15 protein-coding genes are annotated in these 16872 nt (G+C 65.3%); 13 read left to right on the top strand and 2 right to left on the bottom strand.

Annotated features, from left to right (window positions below):
- The first annotated feature begins 7 nt into the window (after positions 1-7).
- From ACZ1JC_RS07860 to ACZ1JC_RS07910, 11 genes are read left to right on the top strand one after another with little or no spacing between them, the layout of a single operon-like run.
- Positions 8-1066 (top strand): acyl-CoA dehydrogenase family protein, encoded by a 1059-nt coding sequence (locus ACZ1JC_RS07860; RefSeq protein ID WP_465140101.1) that lies wholly within the window; start codon positions 8-10, stop codon positions 1064-1066.
- Entirely contained in the window at positions 1059-2210 is a 1152-nt protein-coding gene (locus ACZ1JC_RS07865) for an acetyl-CoA C-acetyltransferase (RefSeq protein WP_465140100.1), read from the top strand. The genes ACZ1JC_RS07860 and ACZ1JC_RS07865 overlap by 8 nt, the downstream gene beginning before the upstream one ends.
- 2 nt (positions 2211-2212) lie before the next feature.
- Positions 2213-2857, top strand: coding sequence for a phenylacetic acid degradation protein PaaY (locus ACZ1JC_RS07870; RefSeq protein ID WP_465140099.1), 645 nt, complete (start codon positions 2213-2215; stop codon positions 2855-2857).
- A 5-nt stretch (positions 2858-2862) separates the two neighbouring features.
- Complete coding sequence (locus tag ACZ1JC_RS07875) at positions 2863-3768, top strand: SDR family oxidoreductase (protein ID WP_465140098.1); 906 nt, start codon at positions 2863-2865, stop codon at positions 3766-3768.
- A gap of 13 nt (positions 3769-3781) precedes the next feature.
- On the top strand, positions 3782-4837 hold the full coding sequence (locus tag ACZ1JC_RS07880) for an acyl-CoA dehydrogenase family protein (protein WP_465140097.1): 1056 nt from the start codon (positions 3782-3784) through the stop codon (positions 4835-4837).
- The gene (locus tag ACZ1JC_RS07885) at positions 4834-6012 is read left to right on the top strand and encodes an acyl-CoA dehydrogenase family protein (protein ID WP_465140096.1); all 1179 of its coding nucleotides are present in this window, start codon (positions 4834-4836) and stop codon (positions 6010-6012) included. The genes ACZ1JC_RS07880 and ACZ1JC_RS07885 overlap by 4 nt, the downstream gene beginning before the upstream one ends.
- Positions 6009-6794, top strand: coding sequence for an SDR family oxidoreductase (locus ACZ1JC_RS07890; protein ID WP_465140095.1), 786 nt, complete (start codon positions 6009-6011; stop codon positions 6792-6794). Before ACZ1JC_RS07885 ends, ACZ1JC_RS07890 begins: the two co-directional genes overlap by 4 nt.
- A complete protein-coding gene (locus ACZ1JC_RS07895) occupies positions 6791-7252 on the top strand; it encodes a MaoC family dehydratase (RefSeq protein ID WP_465140094.1) in 462 nt (153 codons plus the stop codon). The genes ACZ1JC_RS07890 and ACZ1JC_RS07895 overlap by 4 nt, the downstream gene beginning before the upstream one ends.
- A 10-nt stretch (positions 7253-7262) precedes the next feature.
- Entirely contained in the window at positions 7263-7640 is a 378-nt protein-coding gene (locus ACZ1JC_RS07900; protein WP_465140093.1) for a nuclear transport factor 2 family protein, read from the top strand.
- 15 nt (positions 7641-7655) lie between these two features.
- The gene (locus ACZ1JC_RS07905) at positions 7656-8858 is read left to right on the top strand and encodes an acetyl-CoA C-acyltransferase (RefSeq protein ID WP_465140092.1); all 1203 of its coding nucleotides are present in this window, start codon (positions 7656-7658) and stop codon (positions 8856-8858) included.
- 14 nt (positions 8859-8872) lie between these two features.
- Positions 8873-10420: a FadD3 family acyl-CoA ligase gene (locus ACZ1JC_RS07910; RefSeq protein ID WP_465140091.1), complete on the top strand. Its 1548-nt coding sequence runs from the start codon at positions 8873-8875 to the stop codon at positions 10418-10420.
- Positions 10421-10426: 6 nt separating this feature from the next.
- Here ACZ1JC_RS07910 and ACZ1JC_RS07915 read toward each other — a convergent pair whose 3' ends face one another.
- Entirely contained in the window at positions 10427-11080 is a 654-nt protein-coding gene (locus tag ACZ1JC_RS07915; protein WP_465140090.1) for a TetR/AcrR family transcriptional regulator, read from the bottom strand.
- Positions 11081-11138: 58 nt separating this feature from the next.
- Positions 11139-13061 carry a flavin-containing monooxygenase gene (locus ACZ1JC_RS07920; RefSeq protein WP_465140089.1) on the bottom strand — a complete coding sequence of 641 codons (1923 nt, stop codon included), beginning with the start codon at positions 13059-13061 and terminating at the stop codon, positions 11139-11141.
- A 232-nt stretch (positions 13062-13293) separates the two neighbouring features.
- Between ACZ1JC_RS07920 and ACZ1JC_RS07925 the strand changes: the two genes are divergently transcribed.
- Positions 13294-14376: a hypothetical protein gene (locus ACZ1JC_RS07925; protein WP_465140088.1), complete on the top strand. Its 1083-nt coding sequence runs from the start codon at positions 13294-13296 to the stop codon at positions 14374-14376.
- A 79-nt stretch (positions 14377-14455) separates the two neighbouring features.
- Positions 14456-16840, top strand: coding sequence for a TonB-dependent receptor (locus tag ACZ1JC_RS07930; RefSeq protein ID WP_465140087.1), 2385 nt, complete (start codon positions 14456-14458; stop codon positions 16838-16840).
- Positions 16841-16872 lie beyond the last annotated feature (32 nt).

Raw genomic sequence — 16872 nt, forward strand, 5'->3', positions numbered from 1 at the left:
CACGGCCATGGATTTCACCCTGAGCGACGAACAGCAGATGTTCGCCGAAACCGCGCGCACCCTGCTGGGCGATACCTGCACGCCTGATCATTGGCGCAAGATGATGGAGCGCGGCGACAACACCGACCCCGAACGCTGGGCGGCGATTGTCGAAAACGGCTTCACCTTGGTCCTGCTGCCTGAAGAGACTGGCGGCATGGGCCTTGGCGAACTGGACTTCGCGCTGATTGCCGAGGAAGCGGGCTACGTCGCGCTGCCCGAACCGCTGATCGAAAGCGCGGGCGTGGCCGCGCCGATGCTGGCGGCGCTGGCGCCCGCACATCCGCTGCTGGCCGATCCGGAGGCAACCCTTGCCGTGGCCCATCCGCTCAATCCGGTGGTGGCCGATGCCGACCGCGCTGCCGCGATCCTGCTGGAGCATGACGGCCATGCCTTCCTGGCCCGCGCCGATCAGGTGTGCCTGACGCCTGCCCAAACCATCGACCCGCTGCGCCGCCTGTTCCGCGTGGAATGGGATGCCGCCGATGCGGAAGACCTTGGTCTTGCCGATTGGGATCTCGCGCTGGACCGGGCGGCGCTGTTCGCCGCCGCGCAGGGGCTTGGCCTTGCCCAGCGCGCGGTCGACATGGCAGTGGAATACGCGAAGGAGCGCCAGCAGTTCGGCAAGCCGATCGGCTCCTATCAGGCGGTGAAGCACCACCTTGCCTCCGCACAAGTCGCCATCGAATTCGCGCGGCCGGTGGTGCGCGCCGCCGCGGCCGAGATCGCCCATCGCGACATGCAGGCCCGATCGCGCGTCAGCCATGCCAAGATCGCCGCGCTGGAAGCGGCGGACAAGGCGACCCGCGCCTCGATCCAGGTGCACGGCGCCATGGGCTATTCCTGGGAAGTCGACGCGCATCTGTTCCTCAAGCGCACGCTGGCGCTGACCCAAAGTTGGGGCACCCCCGCCTTCCACCGCGCGCGCATCGCCGCCCGCCTGTTCACCCAGCCGGCCGGCCCCGACCAGACTTTCGCCCGCGAAAACCATGCCGCTGCGGCCACCAGAGAGATCATCCATGCCTGAAGCCTATATCGTCGACGCCGTCCGCTCGCCCGTGGGCCGCAAGAAGGGCAGCCTTGCCCATGTCCACCCCGCCGATCTGGGCGCCCATCCGATCAAGGCACTGGTCGAGCGCACCGGCATAGACGCGGCCCTCGTCGACGATGTCGTCTGGGGGTGCTGCGACACCATCGGCCCGCAAGCCGGCGATATCGGCCGCACTGCCTGGCTGGTGGCGGGAATGCCCGAACATGTTCCGGGCGTGACCATCGACCGCCAGTGCGGATCCTCCCAGCAGGCGGTTCATTTCGCCGCGCAGGGGGTGATGTCGGGCACGCAGGACCTTGTCGTCGCGGGCGGCAGTCAGGCGATGAACGCCATCCCCATCTCGGCCGCGATGTTCGCGGGCGCCGCCTATGGCTTCGACAGCCCGTTTCAGGGTTCGAAGGGCTGGGACGCGCGCTATGGCGATGAGGAGGTCAACCAGATCCGCTCGGCCGAGATGATTGCCGAAAAGTGGGGCATCTCGCGCGCGGCGATGGAGGAATTCAGCCTCGCCAGCCACCAGCGCGCGCAGGCGGCCTGGGATGCGGGCTGGTTCGATGCCGAAGTTGCCCCGTTTGCAGGATTGGCGAGGGACGAGACGATCCGCGCCGGCACCACGCTGGAAGGGCTCGCCGCGCTCAATCCGGTGCGGGAGGGCGGGGCGATCACGGCGGGCGTTGCCAGCCAGAACTGCGATGCCGCCGCCGCCATGCTGATCGCCGGCGAACGCGCGGTGAAGGAGTTCGGGTTGAAGCCCCGCGCGCGCATCCACCACATCTCGGTCCGCGCCGCGAACCCGGTGTGGATGCTGACCGGCCCGATCCCCGCGACGCAGCACGCGCTCGCCAAGGCGGGAATGCGGGTGGAGGACATAGACCTGTTCGAATGCAACGAGGCTTTCGCCTCGATCCCGCTCTCCTGGATGAAGGAACTCAACATCCCGCACGAAAAGGTGAACGTGCAGGGCGGGGCGATCGCGCTGGGCCATCCCATCGGCGCGACCGGCGTGCGGCTGATGACGACGCTGCTGGGCGCACTGGAGCGCACGGGCGGCCGCTACGGCCTGCAGACCATGTGCGAGGGCGGCGGGCAGGCCAACGTCACCATTATCGAGCGGCTCTGACGATGCCCTGCTACGCCTATCAGGGGATCGTGCCGGTCGTCGATCCGACCAGCTATGTCCACCCGCTGGCCTCGCTGATCGGGGACGTGATCGTCGGCCCCGGCTGCTTCATCGCGCCGGGCGCCTCGCTGCGCGGCGATTTCGGGCGCATCGTGGTGGAGGGTGACAGCTCGATCCAGGACAGCGTTACCGTCCACGCCAATTCCAACCGGGACACGGTGATCCGCCGGGGCGCGACCATCGCGCACGGAGCGATCATCCACGGCTGCGAGATCGGTCAGAACAGCCTGATCGGCATGAACGCGGTGGTGCTGGACGATGCCGTGATCGGCCCGGAAAACCTCGTCGCCGCGCTGGCGCTGGTGAAGTCCGAAACGCAAACACCGCCGCGCAGCCTTGTCGCCGGAAACCCCGCCAAAGTCGTGCGCAGCTTCGAACCGCATCAGGTGACATGGCGCAACGACGGGCAGGGCGAATACCAGCGCCTGGCGCGGGAAGCGCTGACCGGCATCGTCGAAGTAACGCCGCTGCCCGCCCCCGAACCCGACCGCCGCCGACTGGCGTCGGAAGCCATTGCCGTGCGCCTGTCCGGCCGCACCGCCGCCGCGCGCGAAGCCCGCGCGGCCCAAACCATCGAACAGGAGTGACTTTCGTGGGAATCTGCGACAACCGTACCGTCATCATCACCGGCGCCGCGCGCGGGTTGGGCCGGGCTTACGCACTCGCCTTCGCGGCCGAAGGGGCCAACGTCGTCGTCAACGACATCGGCACCTCGCTGGGTGGTGACGGGCGCGATACCAGCGCGGCCGACGGCGTGGTGGAGGAAATTCGCGCGGTCGGCGGCAAGGCCGTCGCCAATTACGAGGATATTACCGACTGGGACGCGGCTCAGCGCATCGTAGGTGCCGCTCTGGACGCTTTCGGTGACCTTCATGTCGTGGTCAACAATGCCGGCATCGTGCGCGATCGCATGTTCGTTTCGGCCACTCTGGAAGAGTGGGACGCGACCATGCACGTCCACTTGCGCGGCCATTTCTGCCTCTCTCGCCACGCGGTGGACTATTGGCGCGGGCAGCAGAAGGCCGGCAAACCGGTGGACGCGCGGATCATCAATACTTCCTCCGGCGCGGGGCTTCAGGGCTCCATCGCGCAGGCCGCCTACTCGACCGCGAAAGGCGGGATTGCCGCGCTGACCCTGGTGCAGGCGGCCGAACTCGGCCGCTATGGCATCACCGCCAATGCACTGGCCCCCTCGGCCCGCACGCGCATGACGGAGCAGGCCTTTGCCGACAAGATGGCAACGCAGGAATCCGCGTTCGACGTGATGGACCCGGCCAACGTCGCCTCCACCGTGGTCTGGCTGGGATCGGCCGAAAGCGCCCATGTCACCGGCTGCGTCTTCGAACTGGAAGGCGGCAAGATCATGCTGGAGCAGGGCTGGCGCGAAGGGCCGTTCGTCGATCAGGCGGCGCGCTGGCAGCCCGCCGAAGTGGGCGCGCAAGTCGAGCGGCTGCTGGCCGAGCGCGCCCTGCCGCGCAAGGTCTGGGGCATGGCCTGAGGGAGACGGCGCGATGGAATTCGCCCTGACCGACGAACAGGTGATGATCGCGGACACCGTCCGCGCCTTCTTCGCCGAGAACGCCACCAGCGAGCGCACCCGTGCGGCGATGGAAGGTGTGGGGATCGACCGCGATCTCTGGGCCGCCTTTGCCGGGGAACTGGGCCTTGCCGGAATCGGCATCCCGGAGGATTTCGGCGGTGCCGGCCTTGGCATGGTGGAACTGGCGGTGGTTGCAGAGGCGGCCGGCGCGCAAGTTGCCGCGCTGCCGTTGCTGGGTCATGCCATGCTGGCGCAGGCGCTGGTGCGCGGCGGTGCGCAGGCGCAGAAGGAGCAATGGCTGCCCCGCCTCGCCGCTGGCGAGGTGATCGCGACCGTCAGCTGGAACGCGGCTTTCGAGGTGCACGACGGCGCGGTCAGCGGCACGATCGCCCATCTGCCGCACGGTGCGATTGCCGAGGTTCTGCTGCTTCATGCGGCCGGGCAGGTCTGGCTGGTCGATCTGGCGGGTGAGGGTGTGCGCCGCACGGCCCATGTCACCATGGACCAGACCCGTCCGCTGGCGACCGTCACGTTGGATGCCGCGCCGGCCGAAGTGCTGGAAAACGGCGCGGATGCCATCGACGGCCTGCACGCGGCGGGCTGGATCTGTCTTGCCGCCGAAGCGCTGGGCGGTGCGCAGGCCAGCCTCGACCGCACGGTGGAATACGCCAAAGAGCGCGTGCAGTTCGGCCGCCCGATCGGATCGTTTCAGGCCTACAAGCACCGGCTGGCCGACATGATGGTGGAGATCGAGCAGGCCCGATCCGCCGTTTATTGGGCAGCCTGCGCGGTGGACGAACAGGCGGAGGAGGCCGCGCTGGCGGTTCACGCAGCCAAGGCGTTCTGCGCCGATACCTATCGCATGTGCGCGGGCAACATGATCCAGCTTCACGGCGGGATCGGCTTCACCTGGGAGCATGACGCGCACCTCTTCTTCAAACGCGCCCGCTCGATCGCGACGCTCTATGGCGACAGCCAGTGGCACCGTGAGCAAGTGGCACACCTCGTCATGGGAGACCCGGCATGAAACTGGGCTTTTCGAAGGCGGACGAGGCCTTCCGCAGCGAATGCGCCGCATGGTTGCAGGCGCAGATGGCCGGGCCTTTTGCCGATATTCGCGGCATCCCCAATCTGGTCTCGAAGATCGAGCGCCGGCGGGAATGGGAACAGGAACTGGCCGCGCACAAATGGTCGTGCATCGGCTGGCCCGAACAGTGGGGCGGACGCGGCGCGACCTTGGCGCAGCAGGTGATCTTTGCCGAGGAATATGCCCGCGCCGGTGCTCCGGGCCGGATCAACCACATCGGTGTCGAACTGGCCGGGCCGACCATCCTTGCCTTCGGGACCGAGGAGCAGAAGGCGCGTTTCCTTCCCGGCATCGCGGCGGGAACCGCGATCTGGTGCCAGGGCTATTCGGAGCCCAATGCCGGGTCCGACCTTGCCAACGTGCGCACCAAGGCGCGGCTGGAAGGGGACGAATGGGTGGTCAACGGCCAGAAGGTCTGGACCAGCCTAGCCCATTTTTCCGACTGGATCTTCGTCATCGCCCGCAGTCAGGAAGGCACCAAGGGCCCCAAGGGGCTGACCTTCCTGATGATGGAGATGAACCAGCCCGGCATCGAAGTCCGCCCGATCCGCCAGATGAACGGAGAGGCGGAGTTCAACGAGACCTTCCTGACCGATGCGCGCTGTCCGGCGGACAGCCTGATCGGCACCCCCGGCGACGGCTGGCGCGTGGCCATGGGGCTGCTTGCTTTCGAACGCGGGGTTTCGACGCTGGCGCAGCAGATGGGCTTCCGCAACGAGCTGGACGGCATCATCGCCGCCGCCCGCGCCAATGGGAAAGACCGCGATCCGGTGATCCGCCAGCGCGTGGCGGAGGCGGAGATCGGCCTGCGTTTGATGCGCTACGGCGCGCTGCGGATGCTGTCCAACGCCGATCATTCCGCCATCGACGGTGCCGCGCTCACGTACAAGATCCAGTGGGCGACATGGCGCCGCAATCTGGGCGAACTGGCCATGGACGTGCTGGGGCAGGACGGCGAGATCGCGCCGGGCGCCGAGTACGAATGGCCGATGCTGCCCAACCTGTTCCTCTTCAGCCGTTCCGACACGATCTACGGCGGCACCAACCAGATCCAGCGCAACCTGATTGCCGAGCGTGGCCTCGGCTTGCCCAAAGAACCCAGAGGTGACCTGTGACCGTTCCCGTACCCGCCTATCCCACCCCCCTCGGGCTTCTGAAGAACCGCAGCGTGGTGGTTACCGCCGCTGCCGGCACCGGCATCGGCTTCGCCGTCGCCAAACGTGCGGCCGAAGAAGGCGCGCGCCTGCTGATCAGCGATTTTCATGAGCGCCGCCTGGGCGAAGCGGCCGATCGCATCGCCGCCGAAGTGGGCTGCGCGCGGCCGGAAACCTTCGTTTGCGACGTGACGGTCGAGGATCAGGTGCAGGCGCTGCGCGATGCGGCGGTGGCCCGCCTCGGCGGCGTCGATGTGCTGATTAACAACGCCGGACTGGGCGGAGAGGTCGATGTCGTGGACATGACCGACGACCAGTGGAGCCGTGTGCTCGACGTCACGCTCACTTCGCTGTTCCGCATGACCCGCGCCTTCCTGCCGGTGATGTACGCGGCGAAGCGGGGTGTGATGGTCAACAACGCTTCCGTGCTCGGCTGGCGGGCGCAGAAGGGGCAGGCGCACTATGCCGCCGCCAAGGCCGGCGTCATGGCCTTTACCCGCTGCACCGCGATGGAAGCGGCGGACAATGGCGTGCGCATCAATGCCGTGGCACCCAGCCTGGCCATGCACCCCTTCCTTGCCAAAGTGACGACCGAGGAAACGCTGGCCGAACTGGTGAAGCGCGAAGCCTACGGCCGCCCGGCGGAAGTGTGGGAAGTGGCTAATGTCATGCTGTTCCTGGCCAGCGATCTGTCTTCCTACATGACCGGAGAAATCGTGCCGGTATCGAGCCAGCACGCATGAGCGAGCCACTCGTCTTCGCAACGCCCGCCGCGCTCATGGGCGCGGAAGGGACGCAACTGGGCCCGACGGACTGGTTCGCCGTCGATCAGGGCCGGGTCGATCGCTTCGCCGAAGTGACCGGTGACGATCAGTGGATCCACGTCGATGTCGAACGGGCGAAGGCGGGGCCGTTCGGCGGCACCATCGTTCACGGCTACCTGACGCTCAGCCTGGTCAACATGTTCCTGCCGCAGATGATCGAAGTGCGCGGGTTCTCGGCCGGGGTGAACGTGGGGATGGACCGCACGCGTTTCCTTGCCCCCGTCCTCGTCGGATCGCGCCTGCGTGCGAGGGGCGAAGTGGTCGCGGCCGAGGAAATCAAGGGCGCGATCCAGTCGACCGTGCGCGTCACCGTAGAGGTCGAAGGCAGCGACAAGCCCGCGCTCGTTATCGACACCATCAGCCGATACTACCCGTAAGGAGAGAAGGATGTCTGATCCGAAGGTTATGGAAGCCGCCGTGCACGAATATGTGGCGGCCTTCTCTGCCGGCAGCGCGGACCGCGTTGCCGCCCTCTTTGCCGATAACGCGACTGTCGAAGATCCGGTCGGATCGCCGCGCCACGAAGGGCTGGCCGCGATCCGCGCCTTCTACGAAGGATCGATGGCGACCGGCGCGAAACTGACCCTGGAAGGGCCGGTGCGCGTGGTGGCCGACTATGCGGTCTTCGCCTTTTCCGTCCACCTCGAATGGGAGGGCGGGGCCAAGCGGATCGACGTGATCGACAGCTTCCGTTTCGACGAGGGCGGCAAGGTCGCCGAAATGCGGGCCTTTTGGGGCCCTCAGAACATGCACGGATTTACCTGAGAGGAACTGCCTGAAATGCGCGAAGCCGCCATCATCTCCACTGCCCGCACCGGCGTCGGCAAGGCCTATCGGGGCGCGTTCAACGATACCGAGGCGCCGCGCATGGCCGCCCATGTCGTGGACGCCGCCATCGCCCGCGCCGGGATCGACCCCGCCCGCGTCGACGACGTCTACATGGGCTGCGCGAACCAGTGGAACACGCAAAGCTACAACATCGGCCGCCTTGCCGTGCATGGTTCGGTCCTGCCCGATACCACTGCCGGTTTCGCGATGGACCGCAAGTGCTCCTCCGGCCTGAACGCGCTGGCCTTCGCGGCGCGGGGCATCATCGCCAATGAGATCGACGTAGCGCTTTCGGGCGGGACCGAGAACGTCTCGCTGACGATCGACAAGCACTATCCCAATTTCCGCAACCGTTCGGAATGGGTGAAGCAGCACGATCCCTATGCCTATATGGCGATGATCGAGACGGCGGAGATCGTGGCCGAACGCTACGGCGTCAGCCGCGAGGATCAGGACCGTTTCGCCGCGCTCAGCCAGCAGCGCGCCGCCGCCGCGCAGGAAGCGGGCCGCTTCGATGACGAGATCGTGCCGATCGCGCTCACCAAGGCCTTGTTCGACAAGGAAGGGAACGAGACCGGCAAGGAAGAGCTGACGCTTGCCAAGGACGAAGGCATCCGTGCGGGCACGACGTTCGAGAAATTGAGCGAGCTGAAGCCGGTGTTCAAGAACGGGCAGGTCGTCAAGGAAGGCCGCCACGTGACGGCGGGCAATGCCAGCCAGCTTTCCGACGGCGCATCGGCGCAAGTCGTCATGGACCTTGCCACCGCGCAGAAGGAAGGACTGCCGGTGCTGGGCGTCTATCGCGGCTTTCAGGTCGCGGGTTGCGGCGCGGACGAGATGGGCATCGGCCCGGTCTTCGCGATCCCCAAGCTGCTGGAGCGCAACGGACTGAAGATCGACGACATCGGGCTTTGGGAAATCAACGAGGCCTTCGCCAGTCAGGCGATCTATTGCCAGCGTGAACTGGGCATCGATCCTGACAGGCTGAACGTCAACGGCGGCGGCATCGCCATCGGTCATCCTTTCGCGATGACCGGTTCGCGGCTGGTCGGCCACGCGCTGATCGAGGGCAAGCGGCGCGGCGTGAAGTACGTCGTCGTCTCCATGTGCGTGGCGGGCGGCATGGGCGCGGCCGGCCTGTTCGAAGTCGCCTGAAGGGCATGAGTGGCATGACGGAAGCGATGGGAACCTGGCCGGCGACGATCCCCGGCGCGGCGGCGGTGGCGGCCGAACGCTGGCCGGATCGGGTGGGCCTGATCGTGGGCGAAAGGCAGTGGACTTTCGCCCAGCTCTGGGCCGACGCGCGGGCGGCGGCTTCGGCGATCATGGCCAGCGGCGTGGGCCATGGCGACCGGGTGGCGATCTGGGCGCCGAATACCCGCGAATGGATCCTTGCCGCGCTGGCCACCCATGTGGCCGGGGCGACCGTGGTGCCGCTCAACACCCGTTTCAAGGGCGCGGAGGCGGGCGATATCCTGCGCCGTGCGAAAGTGCGGATGCTGTTCGCGCCGGGCGATTTCCTGGGGCAGGACTTTGCAGACCTGATCGGCGGGGAGGACTTGCCCGATCTCATCGAAACGATCCGGATCGACAGCGGCTGGGATGCTTTCGTGGCGCGCGGCAAGGGATCGAACGATCCCGCCGTCGATGCCGCCATGGCGCGCCTGACCGGGGACGACCTCAGCGATGTGATCTTCACCTCCGGCACGACCGGGCGGCCCAAGGGCGCGCTGACCGCGCATCGGCAGGCGATCCAGATCTTCGGAGACTGGTCGGTCCGCGTCGATCTGCGGGAGGGCGATCGCTATCTGATCGTCAATCCGTTCTTCCATACCTTCGGCTACAAGGCGGGCTGGGTGCCGTGCCTGCTGCGCGGCGCGACCATCGTGCCGATGGCCATGTTCGACGTGGGCGAGATGGTCCGCTTGATCGAAACGGCGAAGATCAGCTTCATTCCCGGCCCGCCGACGATCTACCAGTCGCTCCTTCAGGAACTGGCGGGTGACAGGCCGCGCGACTTTTCCTCGCTGCGTGTGGCGGTGACAGGGGCGGCGCCGGTACCGCCGGTGCTGGTGGAGCGGATGCGCGGCGAACTGGGCATGTCCAACGTCGTCAACGGCTATGGGATGACAGAGTGCGGGGCCATCGCGATGACGCGGCAGGGTGACGATGCCGATACGATCGCCCACACTTGCGGCTATCCGCTGCCGGGGATCGAAGTGCGCTGCGTGGACGGCGCGGGCCGCGACCTGCCGCCGGGCGAAGCGGGGGAGATTCTGGTGCGCGGCCATGCGGTAATGCGCGGCTATCTGGACGATCCCGCCGCCACGGCAGAGGCGATCGATGCCGAAGGCTGGCTGCATACCGGGGACATCGGAACCATCGATGCGCGCGGCTATCTGGCGATTACCGACCGCAAGAAGGACATGTTCATCTCGGGCGGGTTCAACGTCTATCCGGCTGAAGTGGAGAAGCTGCTCAACGCCCATCCGGCGGTCGCGCAGGCGGCCGTCGTTGGCGTGGCGGACGAGCGCATGGGCGAAGTGGGCCGTGCCTACGTGATTGCCCGCAGCGGGGCGGCGCTGACCGCCGCCGACCTTGCCTCATGGGCCAAGGCGAACATGGCGAACTACAAGGTGCCGCGCAGCTTCGTGCTGGTGCCGGACCTGCCGCGCAATGCGGCGGGGAAAGTGCTGAAGACCGAACTGCGCGCGTAGAGCTGCTTAGCTGGCGTAGTGGCGTTCCAGCGCGGCATCGGTAAAGCCGATGCCGCGGCAGCAGAACCACACGGCATCGCGCACGATCCGGTCGCGGTCGCCCGCGTAGATCGCTGCCTGCGGGCCCAGCGATTGGATCGCGTTGAGCATGGTGCCGACGTGTTCGATGAACATGGAGGTGTTGCGATCGTCGATGGCGATGCCGACGATGTCGCCATCCTTGCGCGCCTGATCCAGCGCGATGCGGATGCGGTCACCCATGAGCCGGCGTGACCGGCGATAGACCAGCGTGGCGAAGCTGCCGTCGCCGGTCAGGCTGGCCAGCAGCAGACGGAAGCCTTCCTTGAAATGCTCGTTTCCGTCCGAGGCGACGATGGTGAAATAGTCGCGCATGTTGGTGACAAGGCCGCGCCCCGTCAGTTCCTGCATGCCGAGCACTTCGTAGCTTTCGTCCTGTTCGCGGATCGTCTGGCGCAGCACCGCGCGATAGAGCGCCTGCTTGGACGGGAAGTGACGGTACATCAGCGCTTCCGATACGCCCGATTCCCGCGCGATCTCCTGCGTGCGCGCGGCTTCGTAGCCGTGGCGCGAGAAGATGCGGCGGGCCGATTCCAGGATCAGGGCCTTGCGTTCGCTGGCTGTCAGGCGGGTGCGCTTCATCGCCGGGAACCTAGAAGCGAAAAGCCCGATCGCGCAAGGGCGACCGGGCCTCGATTTATCACGGATGCAATCGGTAAGAGCCGTCCTCGGGCCGCCGCGTCTCGTTGAAGAAGTCTACGAGACGCCATGGCCACGAAAGGAAGACCCGCCCCTTCGAATTGTTGTAGTAGGAATTGGCGCGCGGGTGGGTCCAGATCATCTCCGGCATCCGCGCATCGACCTTGCGGTTCCACGCATCGAACGCCTCCTGCGTCACTTCGAAGGCGCGGGCGTTCGCCTCCACGGTGCGGTCCAGCGCCTCTATGATCCAGTTCACTTGCGCTTCGGAGATCAGGTTCTGCCCCGCCGCGTGATTGGGCGCGCTGTTCGGCCCCACGGTGTGGAAGTAGTTGGGATAGCCCGGCACGCACATGCCAAGATAGCTGCGCGGATCCTCATCGCCCCATTCCACGCCCAGATCGCGCCCGTCCACGCCCTTGATGGTGAGGTTGCCGATCATCCGGGAGACGTTGAACCCGGTCGCGCAGACGATCACGTCGCATTCGAAGACGGAACCGTCCTTGGCTTCGATACCATTCGGCAGGATGCGGGCGATGCCCTTGTCTTCCAGATGGACGTTGGGCCGCGCGAGAGCGTCGAACCAGCCGTTGTCCAGAATGATCCGCTTGGAGAAGATCGGGAAATCGGGCGTCAGCTTGGCGATCAGGTCCGGACGGTCGGCGAACTTCTGGCTCATGTACCAGAGCGCGTATTGCCGGGCCTGTTCGTTGTGCGCGGAAACCGCAATGTCGTTGCCCTCCCACGCGGGGTCCTTCAGCACATTGGCGAACAGGCCATCGGCGGCGGACCAGTAGACGCGAAAGCGGAACCATTCCTTGAAGCTGGGAATGTGGGAGAGAGCCCATTTCATCCCCTCGTTCACTTCATGCGCGATCTCCGGGTTGTAGATCACCCAGTGTTTGGTGCGCTGGTAGACGGTGAGTTCGGCCGCTTCGGGCGCAATCGCGCCGACAAGCTGCGCCGCACTGGCGCCGGTGCCGATCACGGCCACGCGCTTGCCTTTCAGGTCCAGCCCGTCCGGCCAGGCGGCGGTGTGGACCAGCGTGCCGCCGAATTCGTGCAGGCCCGGAATGTCCGGCCACTTGAATCGGTTGACCGGGCCATGACCGTTGATCACGGCATTGGCGACGATGGTCTCCCGGCTGCCGTCGGCCCCGCGCACGGTGACGTTCCAGACGGCGTCCTTTGCGTCATAGACCAATGTTTCGACAGTCGTGCCGAAGCGGATATTGCCGCGCAGCCCGTACTTGTCCGCCACGTCCAGCATGTAGCGCTGCATGTCGGCGCCGTGCGGGTGATAGTGCTGCCAATCGGGCCAGATTTCCCAGCTGTAGCTGTAGAAATGGCTGGGCGTATCCACACCGACACCCGGATAACGGTTCTCGTACCAGGTGCCGCCCACTTCGGGGTTCTTCTCGATCAGGATGTGATCGTAGCCCGCCTCGCGCAGCTTGATCGCGGCGGCCATGCCGGTCATCCCGGCGCCGATCACCAGCACCTTGAAGCCGGGCGGCGGCGCCTTGCGATGGGGCAGCTGCGAACGGTCGATCCACGGCCGGAAGCCGCACTGGTCGTAGACGAGTTCGAGGAATTCGGCATCGACCGGCTCACCCACGGTGACGGACATGATGCGCAGCATCAGGCCATCGCTCGGCGGCGCCTCCTTCGCGCCTTCGCCGCTTGTCAGCAGCCGGTGCAGACGGGCACGCAGGTCATCGGCCAGGTCATCGGGAATGGCGGTGGGATTGGGCGAGAAGGCGGGCCGGATGTGTGCCGCGAACCGTTCCAGGAATTCGCCGTCATGCGAAAGGAAGGTGTAGGCCGCCAGCAGCGTGGGAAGATTGGCTTCGCCAAGCGCCATAGCCAGTTCCGGCGAATCCGGAAGGAGCCTTGGCCTCTCGGCCGCGAGAGTCTGTTGCATGGATTCGATCTCTCCCAATTTTGTAAGTGTGTACTTACAAGAAACAGATGCGAATGCAAATGCAAGTTGTAGTACGCAAATCGTGGACGATGGTCGTTCGTAATTCCCGATCTGGCACGCGGCCGGAAATTTTTTGTACGCGACCGTTCGAATCACGTTGACCGGCGATCTCATCGTAGTAAGTATGAACTAACTTAAGTGCATCGCAAGGTGCCATGATGGGAGACGGTTGATGACTGGCTTTGCCGACCGGCAGGCGCTTTCCGACATTCTGCGCCCGGTTTCGACGCCGCGCGTGCTGGAGAACATCTACACCGACGATCAGCGCGAACGCCTGCTGGACGTGGTGCGCACGCAGGGCCCATGGAAGCTGATCATCGCGCAGCACTTCGCCAATGCGGAGGAATTGATCGCGACGATGTCCGGCGCGATGCCGGAAGGCTTCACCCCCACGCTGGACATGTTCCTGACGCCGACTTTCCGGGGCTTCTACGCGAATTATTCGGCCGCGCTCTATCCCGAAATTCACGACTGTTTCTACAACGCGCAGTTCCTTGAACATGCGAAGTCATATTGGGGTGCGGATTACGCAAAGCCGCAAATGATGCTGTTCAACATCAACGGACCTTGCGGCAATACCGATCCGGGGCATCTCGATTCCCCCAGCTTTCGCGGCATCCGCTATGAAAACGCGCCGACCTGGCTCTGCTCGGTCATGGGCAAGTCCGGCCTGTTCCGCGATTACCTGATCAAGATGGCGCAAGTCATCACCTGGTTCAGCCACGATAGCGGCAGCGGCTTCACATATTGGCCGGAAGGCCCCGCACACCCGCCGCAGCGGCTGCAGCCCCCGGTTTGGAATCGCGGTGTGGTGGTCCAGAACGAGATGATGATGCACCGCGGCGAAGCCAACGGCCCGGTGGATCTGCAGCGCCCGGCGGGCCTTGCCTTCGATACCGTGTTCACCGGCGATCCCGCCGACCGCGACAACTGGCGGCTGATGAACGGCAATGACACCGTCGCCAATGTCCACACGCGCGATTTGCGGTTCCTGGTCCACTGGTCGGCCGAAGTCTTCGCGGACTTTGCAGAGCTGAAGAAGAACATGGATGGCAGCGACGACCTGACTTACGACCGGGTCTTCGACACCTTCCTCAAGGATCTGCGCGCTCGCGGCATCGCGGTGGAAACGCCCAGCGATCCGATGCGCGATCCGCAATTCATCCGCACGCTGATCGCCGCCTACGATTTCGGCACGCCCGCCAGCTATCCGCCGGAGGCGCCCGTGACCGCGCTCTACACACAGGCCGCCTGATGCCTTGAAACAACGGATCCGGAGGGGAACCCGCTGGCCAAAGGCGGGGCGTGCCGGAACATTTCCTGGGGAGGAAGATATGAAGAACCGGACTTTTGCGAGCAGCCGGAAGCTGCTGCTGTGCTGTGCTGTCAGCACGATCGCCTTGCCGCAGGCGTCATGGGCGGCGGAGGCCGATCCGCAAGCGCCAGAGCAGGCGCAGGCTCAGGCGACCGCCTCGGTGAACGAGATCATCGTCACCGCCACACGTCAGGAACAGACGCTGCAGGATACGCCAATGGCGGTGGACGTGGTCACCGCCGATGCCATCACCAAGCTGAACGTGTTCGACGCCAAGGAAATCCAGAACCTGTCGCCGGGCCTGCAACTGACCAATAACGACGGCCGCTCCAACGTCGCCACGCTGCGCGGCGTGACGTTCGATCCGGATTCGGGCAGCAGCCCCGCCGTCGAAATCTTCCTGAACGAAGTGCCCACTGACGCGCAGACCGTGTTCACCGCAATCTACGACATCGGCCAGATCGAAGTGCTGCGCGGGCCGCAGGGGCTGTTCCGTGGCCGCACATCCCCGGCGGGTTCGATCCTGCTGGGCACGCAGAAGGCCAACGTCTACGATTTCACCGGCTATGCCCAGGGCACCGCGACCGACCGCCATGCGATCAACGCGCAAGTCGCGGCGAACCTGCCGATCATCCCCGGCGTGCTGGCCATGCGCGCGGCGCTGCTCTACGATCAGAACCGCGTCGGCAATGTCACCAATGTCGATGGCCGCCATTCCAGCAGCAAGACGATGAGCGGCCGCGTCAGCTTCGCGCTCGATACCGGGCCGCTGACCGCCAATCTGATGTACCAGCACCTGACCGCCGATACGACGCCGTTCGGTGCGGTGTTCGGGGACGGCAACCAGCCCTCACTGGCGCTCGGCGATCCTTCGTCGACCGGGCCGGTGCTTTCGCTGAAGGATCGCAAGTCGGTGACGGAAGGCAACTTCCGCTTCCAGAATCGCACCGATTTCGTGACCTTCAATGCTGCCTATGACCTTGGTGGGCCGCGCCTTGTCTATAACGGCGGCTATCAGGACAGCTTCCTCCAGCAGGACCGCGATCAGGACGTGGGCAACGCGGTGCCGAACTATATCCGCAATCAGAGCCTGGATGTCGGCTACAAGATCTGGAACAATGAGCTGCGCGTGGAATCCGCGCCGGGCAGCCGCTTCACCTGGGCCTTGTCGGGCAATTACCGCTGGCAGAAGAACTCGGTGCCTTTGACGCAGGATAACGATCAGCTGTTCGCGCTGATGGGCGTGGGGCCGATCCCGCCGTCGACGGCGTACTTCCCGATCGTGGTCGATGCCGATATTTCGGTGAACCTGAAGGAATACGGACTTGCCGGCACGCTGGGCTACGAGATCGTTGATGGGTTGAAGATCACGGGCGGCTTGCGCCACACCTGGTCGGACGTGCATCGCATCCAGTCGACCGTCGTTACTCTACCGGACTACGGCTTGACCCTGCCGGCGACGGTCGATGATTCCACCCAGAACAAGAAGGCCTTCACCGGCGGCGCCAATATCAGTTGGCAGGCAACGCCCGACATCACCGCCTATGCCAGCTATGGCCACTCGTTCCGCCCCGGCGTCTTTGCGGTTGGCGTGACCACGCCACTCGATCCCTCGCTGTTGCTGACTAAGGACGAAACATCGGACGGCGGCGAAGTGGGGGTGAAGTTCAACTTGTTCGATGGCAAGGTCGCACTGAACTTCGCGGGCTTCTACCAGAAGTTCAATAACTACATCTCGTACTTCCCGGCATTCCACACGGCCTCTGCTCGGGACGGCGTGATAGACTCGGTGATCTCGCCGCTGCCCTTTACCGGTGATGCCATCTCGCAGGGCGCGGAAATGCAGCTTTCGGTGCGGCCGAACCAGAACATCGATTTCTCGATCAATGCCTCTTACGCCGATGCGCATTACGACAACGCGGAAATCCCCTGCAACACCTACGACGCGAGCGGCAATCCGACCGTGCCGGTGGGCCAGCAAATCTCGACCTGCCAGAGCAAGGACCGCCTGGCGCAAATCCCGAAGTTCAACCTCACCGCCAATGGCGAAATGCGCATGCCGGTGGGTTCGGTCACGCCGTTCATCCGTGGGCTGGTCACCTATCGGCCCGGTTTCAACTCGCTTCGCGACAACTACACTTATCGCGATTACGTGAAGATGGATCTGTTCCTGGGCGTGCGCGGGGAGGACGGACGCTGGGAAGTCAATCTCTTCGCCAAGAACCTGCTGAACCAGACCCGCGCGCTTGCAGTGGGTGACAGCGAGTTCCAGCAGCCGACCAGCGAACTGGACTTCACTTTCAACCCCACCGGAGCCTCCGGCATTCCGTTCAACTCCGGCTATCGCACGGCAACGATCACGCCGCCGCGCGAATTCGGCATCACCAGCATCTTCCGCTGGTAGGGGGATTGCCTCGAAAATGCCCTGCGGGGCAT

It is taken from the genome of Sphingomonas sp. BL-S-28 (assembly GCF_055521515.1).

Excerpts from the sequence above, each read along its gene's own strand:
- ACZ1JC_RS07865 (WP_465140100.1), top strand. The coding sequence starts at position 1,059 with ATGCCTGAAGCCTATATCGTCGACGCCGTCCGCTCGCCCGTGGGCCGC.
- ACZ1JC_RS07920 (WP_465140089.1), bottom strand. The coding sequence starts at position 13,061 with ATGCAACAGACTCTCGCGGCCGAGAGGCCAAGGCTCCTTCCGGATTCG.
- ACZ1JC_RS07885 (WP_465140096.1), top strand. The coding sequence starts at position 4,834 with ATGAAACTGGGCTTTTCGAAGGCGGACGAGGCCTTCCGCAGCGAATGC.
- ACZ1JC_RS07870 (WP_465140099.1), top strand. The coding sequence starts at position 2,213 with ATGCCCTGCTACGCCTATCAGGGGATCGTGCCGGTCGTCGATCCGACC.
- ACZ1JC_RS07860 (WP_465140101.1), top strand. The coding sequence starts at position 8 with ATGGATTTCACCCTGAGCGACGAACAGCAGATGTTCGCCGAAACCGCG.
- ACZ1JC_RS07925 (WP_465140088.1), top strand. The coding sequence starts at position 13,294 with ATGACTGGCTTTGCCGACCGGCAGGCGCTTTCCGACATTCTGCGCCCG.
- ACZ1JC_RS07930 (WP_465140087.1), top strand. The coding sequence starts at position 14,456 with ATGAAGAACCGGACTTTTGCGAGCAGCCGGAAGCTGCTGCTGTGCTGT.
- ACZ1JC_RS07900 (WP_465140093.1), top strand. The coding sequence starts at position 7,263 with ATGTCTGATCCGAAGGTTATGGAAGCCGCCGTGCACGAATATGTGGCG.
- ACZ1JC_RS07910 (WP_465140091.1), top strand. The coding sequence starts at position 8,873 with ATGACGGAAGCGATGGGAACCTGGCCGGCGACGATCCCCGGCGCGGCG.
- ACZ1JC_RS07895 (WP_465140094.1), top strand. The coding sequence starts at position 6,791 with ATGAGCGAGCCACTCGTCTTCGCAACGCCCGCCGCGCTCATGGGCGCG.
- ACZ1JC_RS07880 (WP_465140097.1), top strand. The coding sequence starts at position 3,782 with ATGGAATTCGCCCTGACCGACGAACAGGTGATGATCGCGGACACCGTC.
- ACZ1JC_RS07905 (WP_465140092.1), top strand. The coding sequence starts at position 7,656 with ATGCGCGAAGCCGCCATCATCTCCACTGCCCGCACCGGCGTCGGCAAG.
- ACZ1JC_RS07915 (WP_465140090.1), bottom strand. The coding sequence starts at position 11,080 with ATGAAGCGCACCCGCCTGACAGCCAGCGAACGCAAGGCCCTGATCCTG.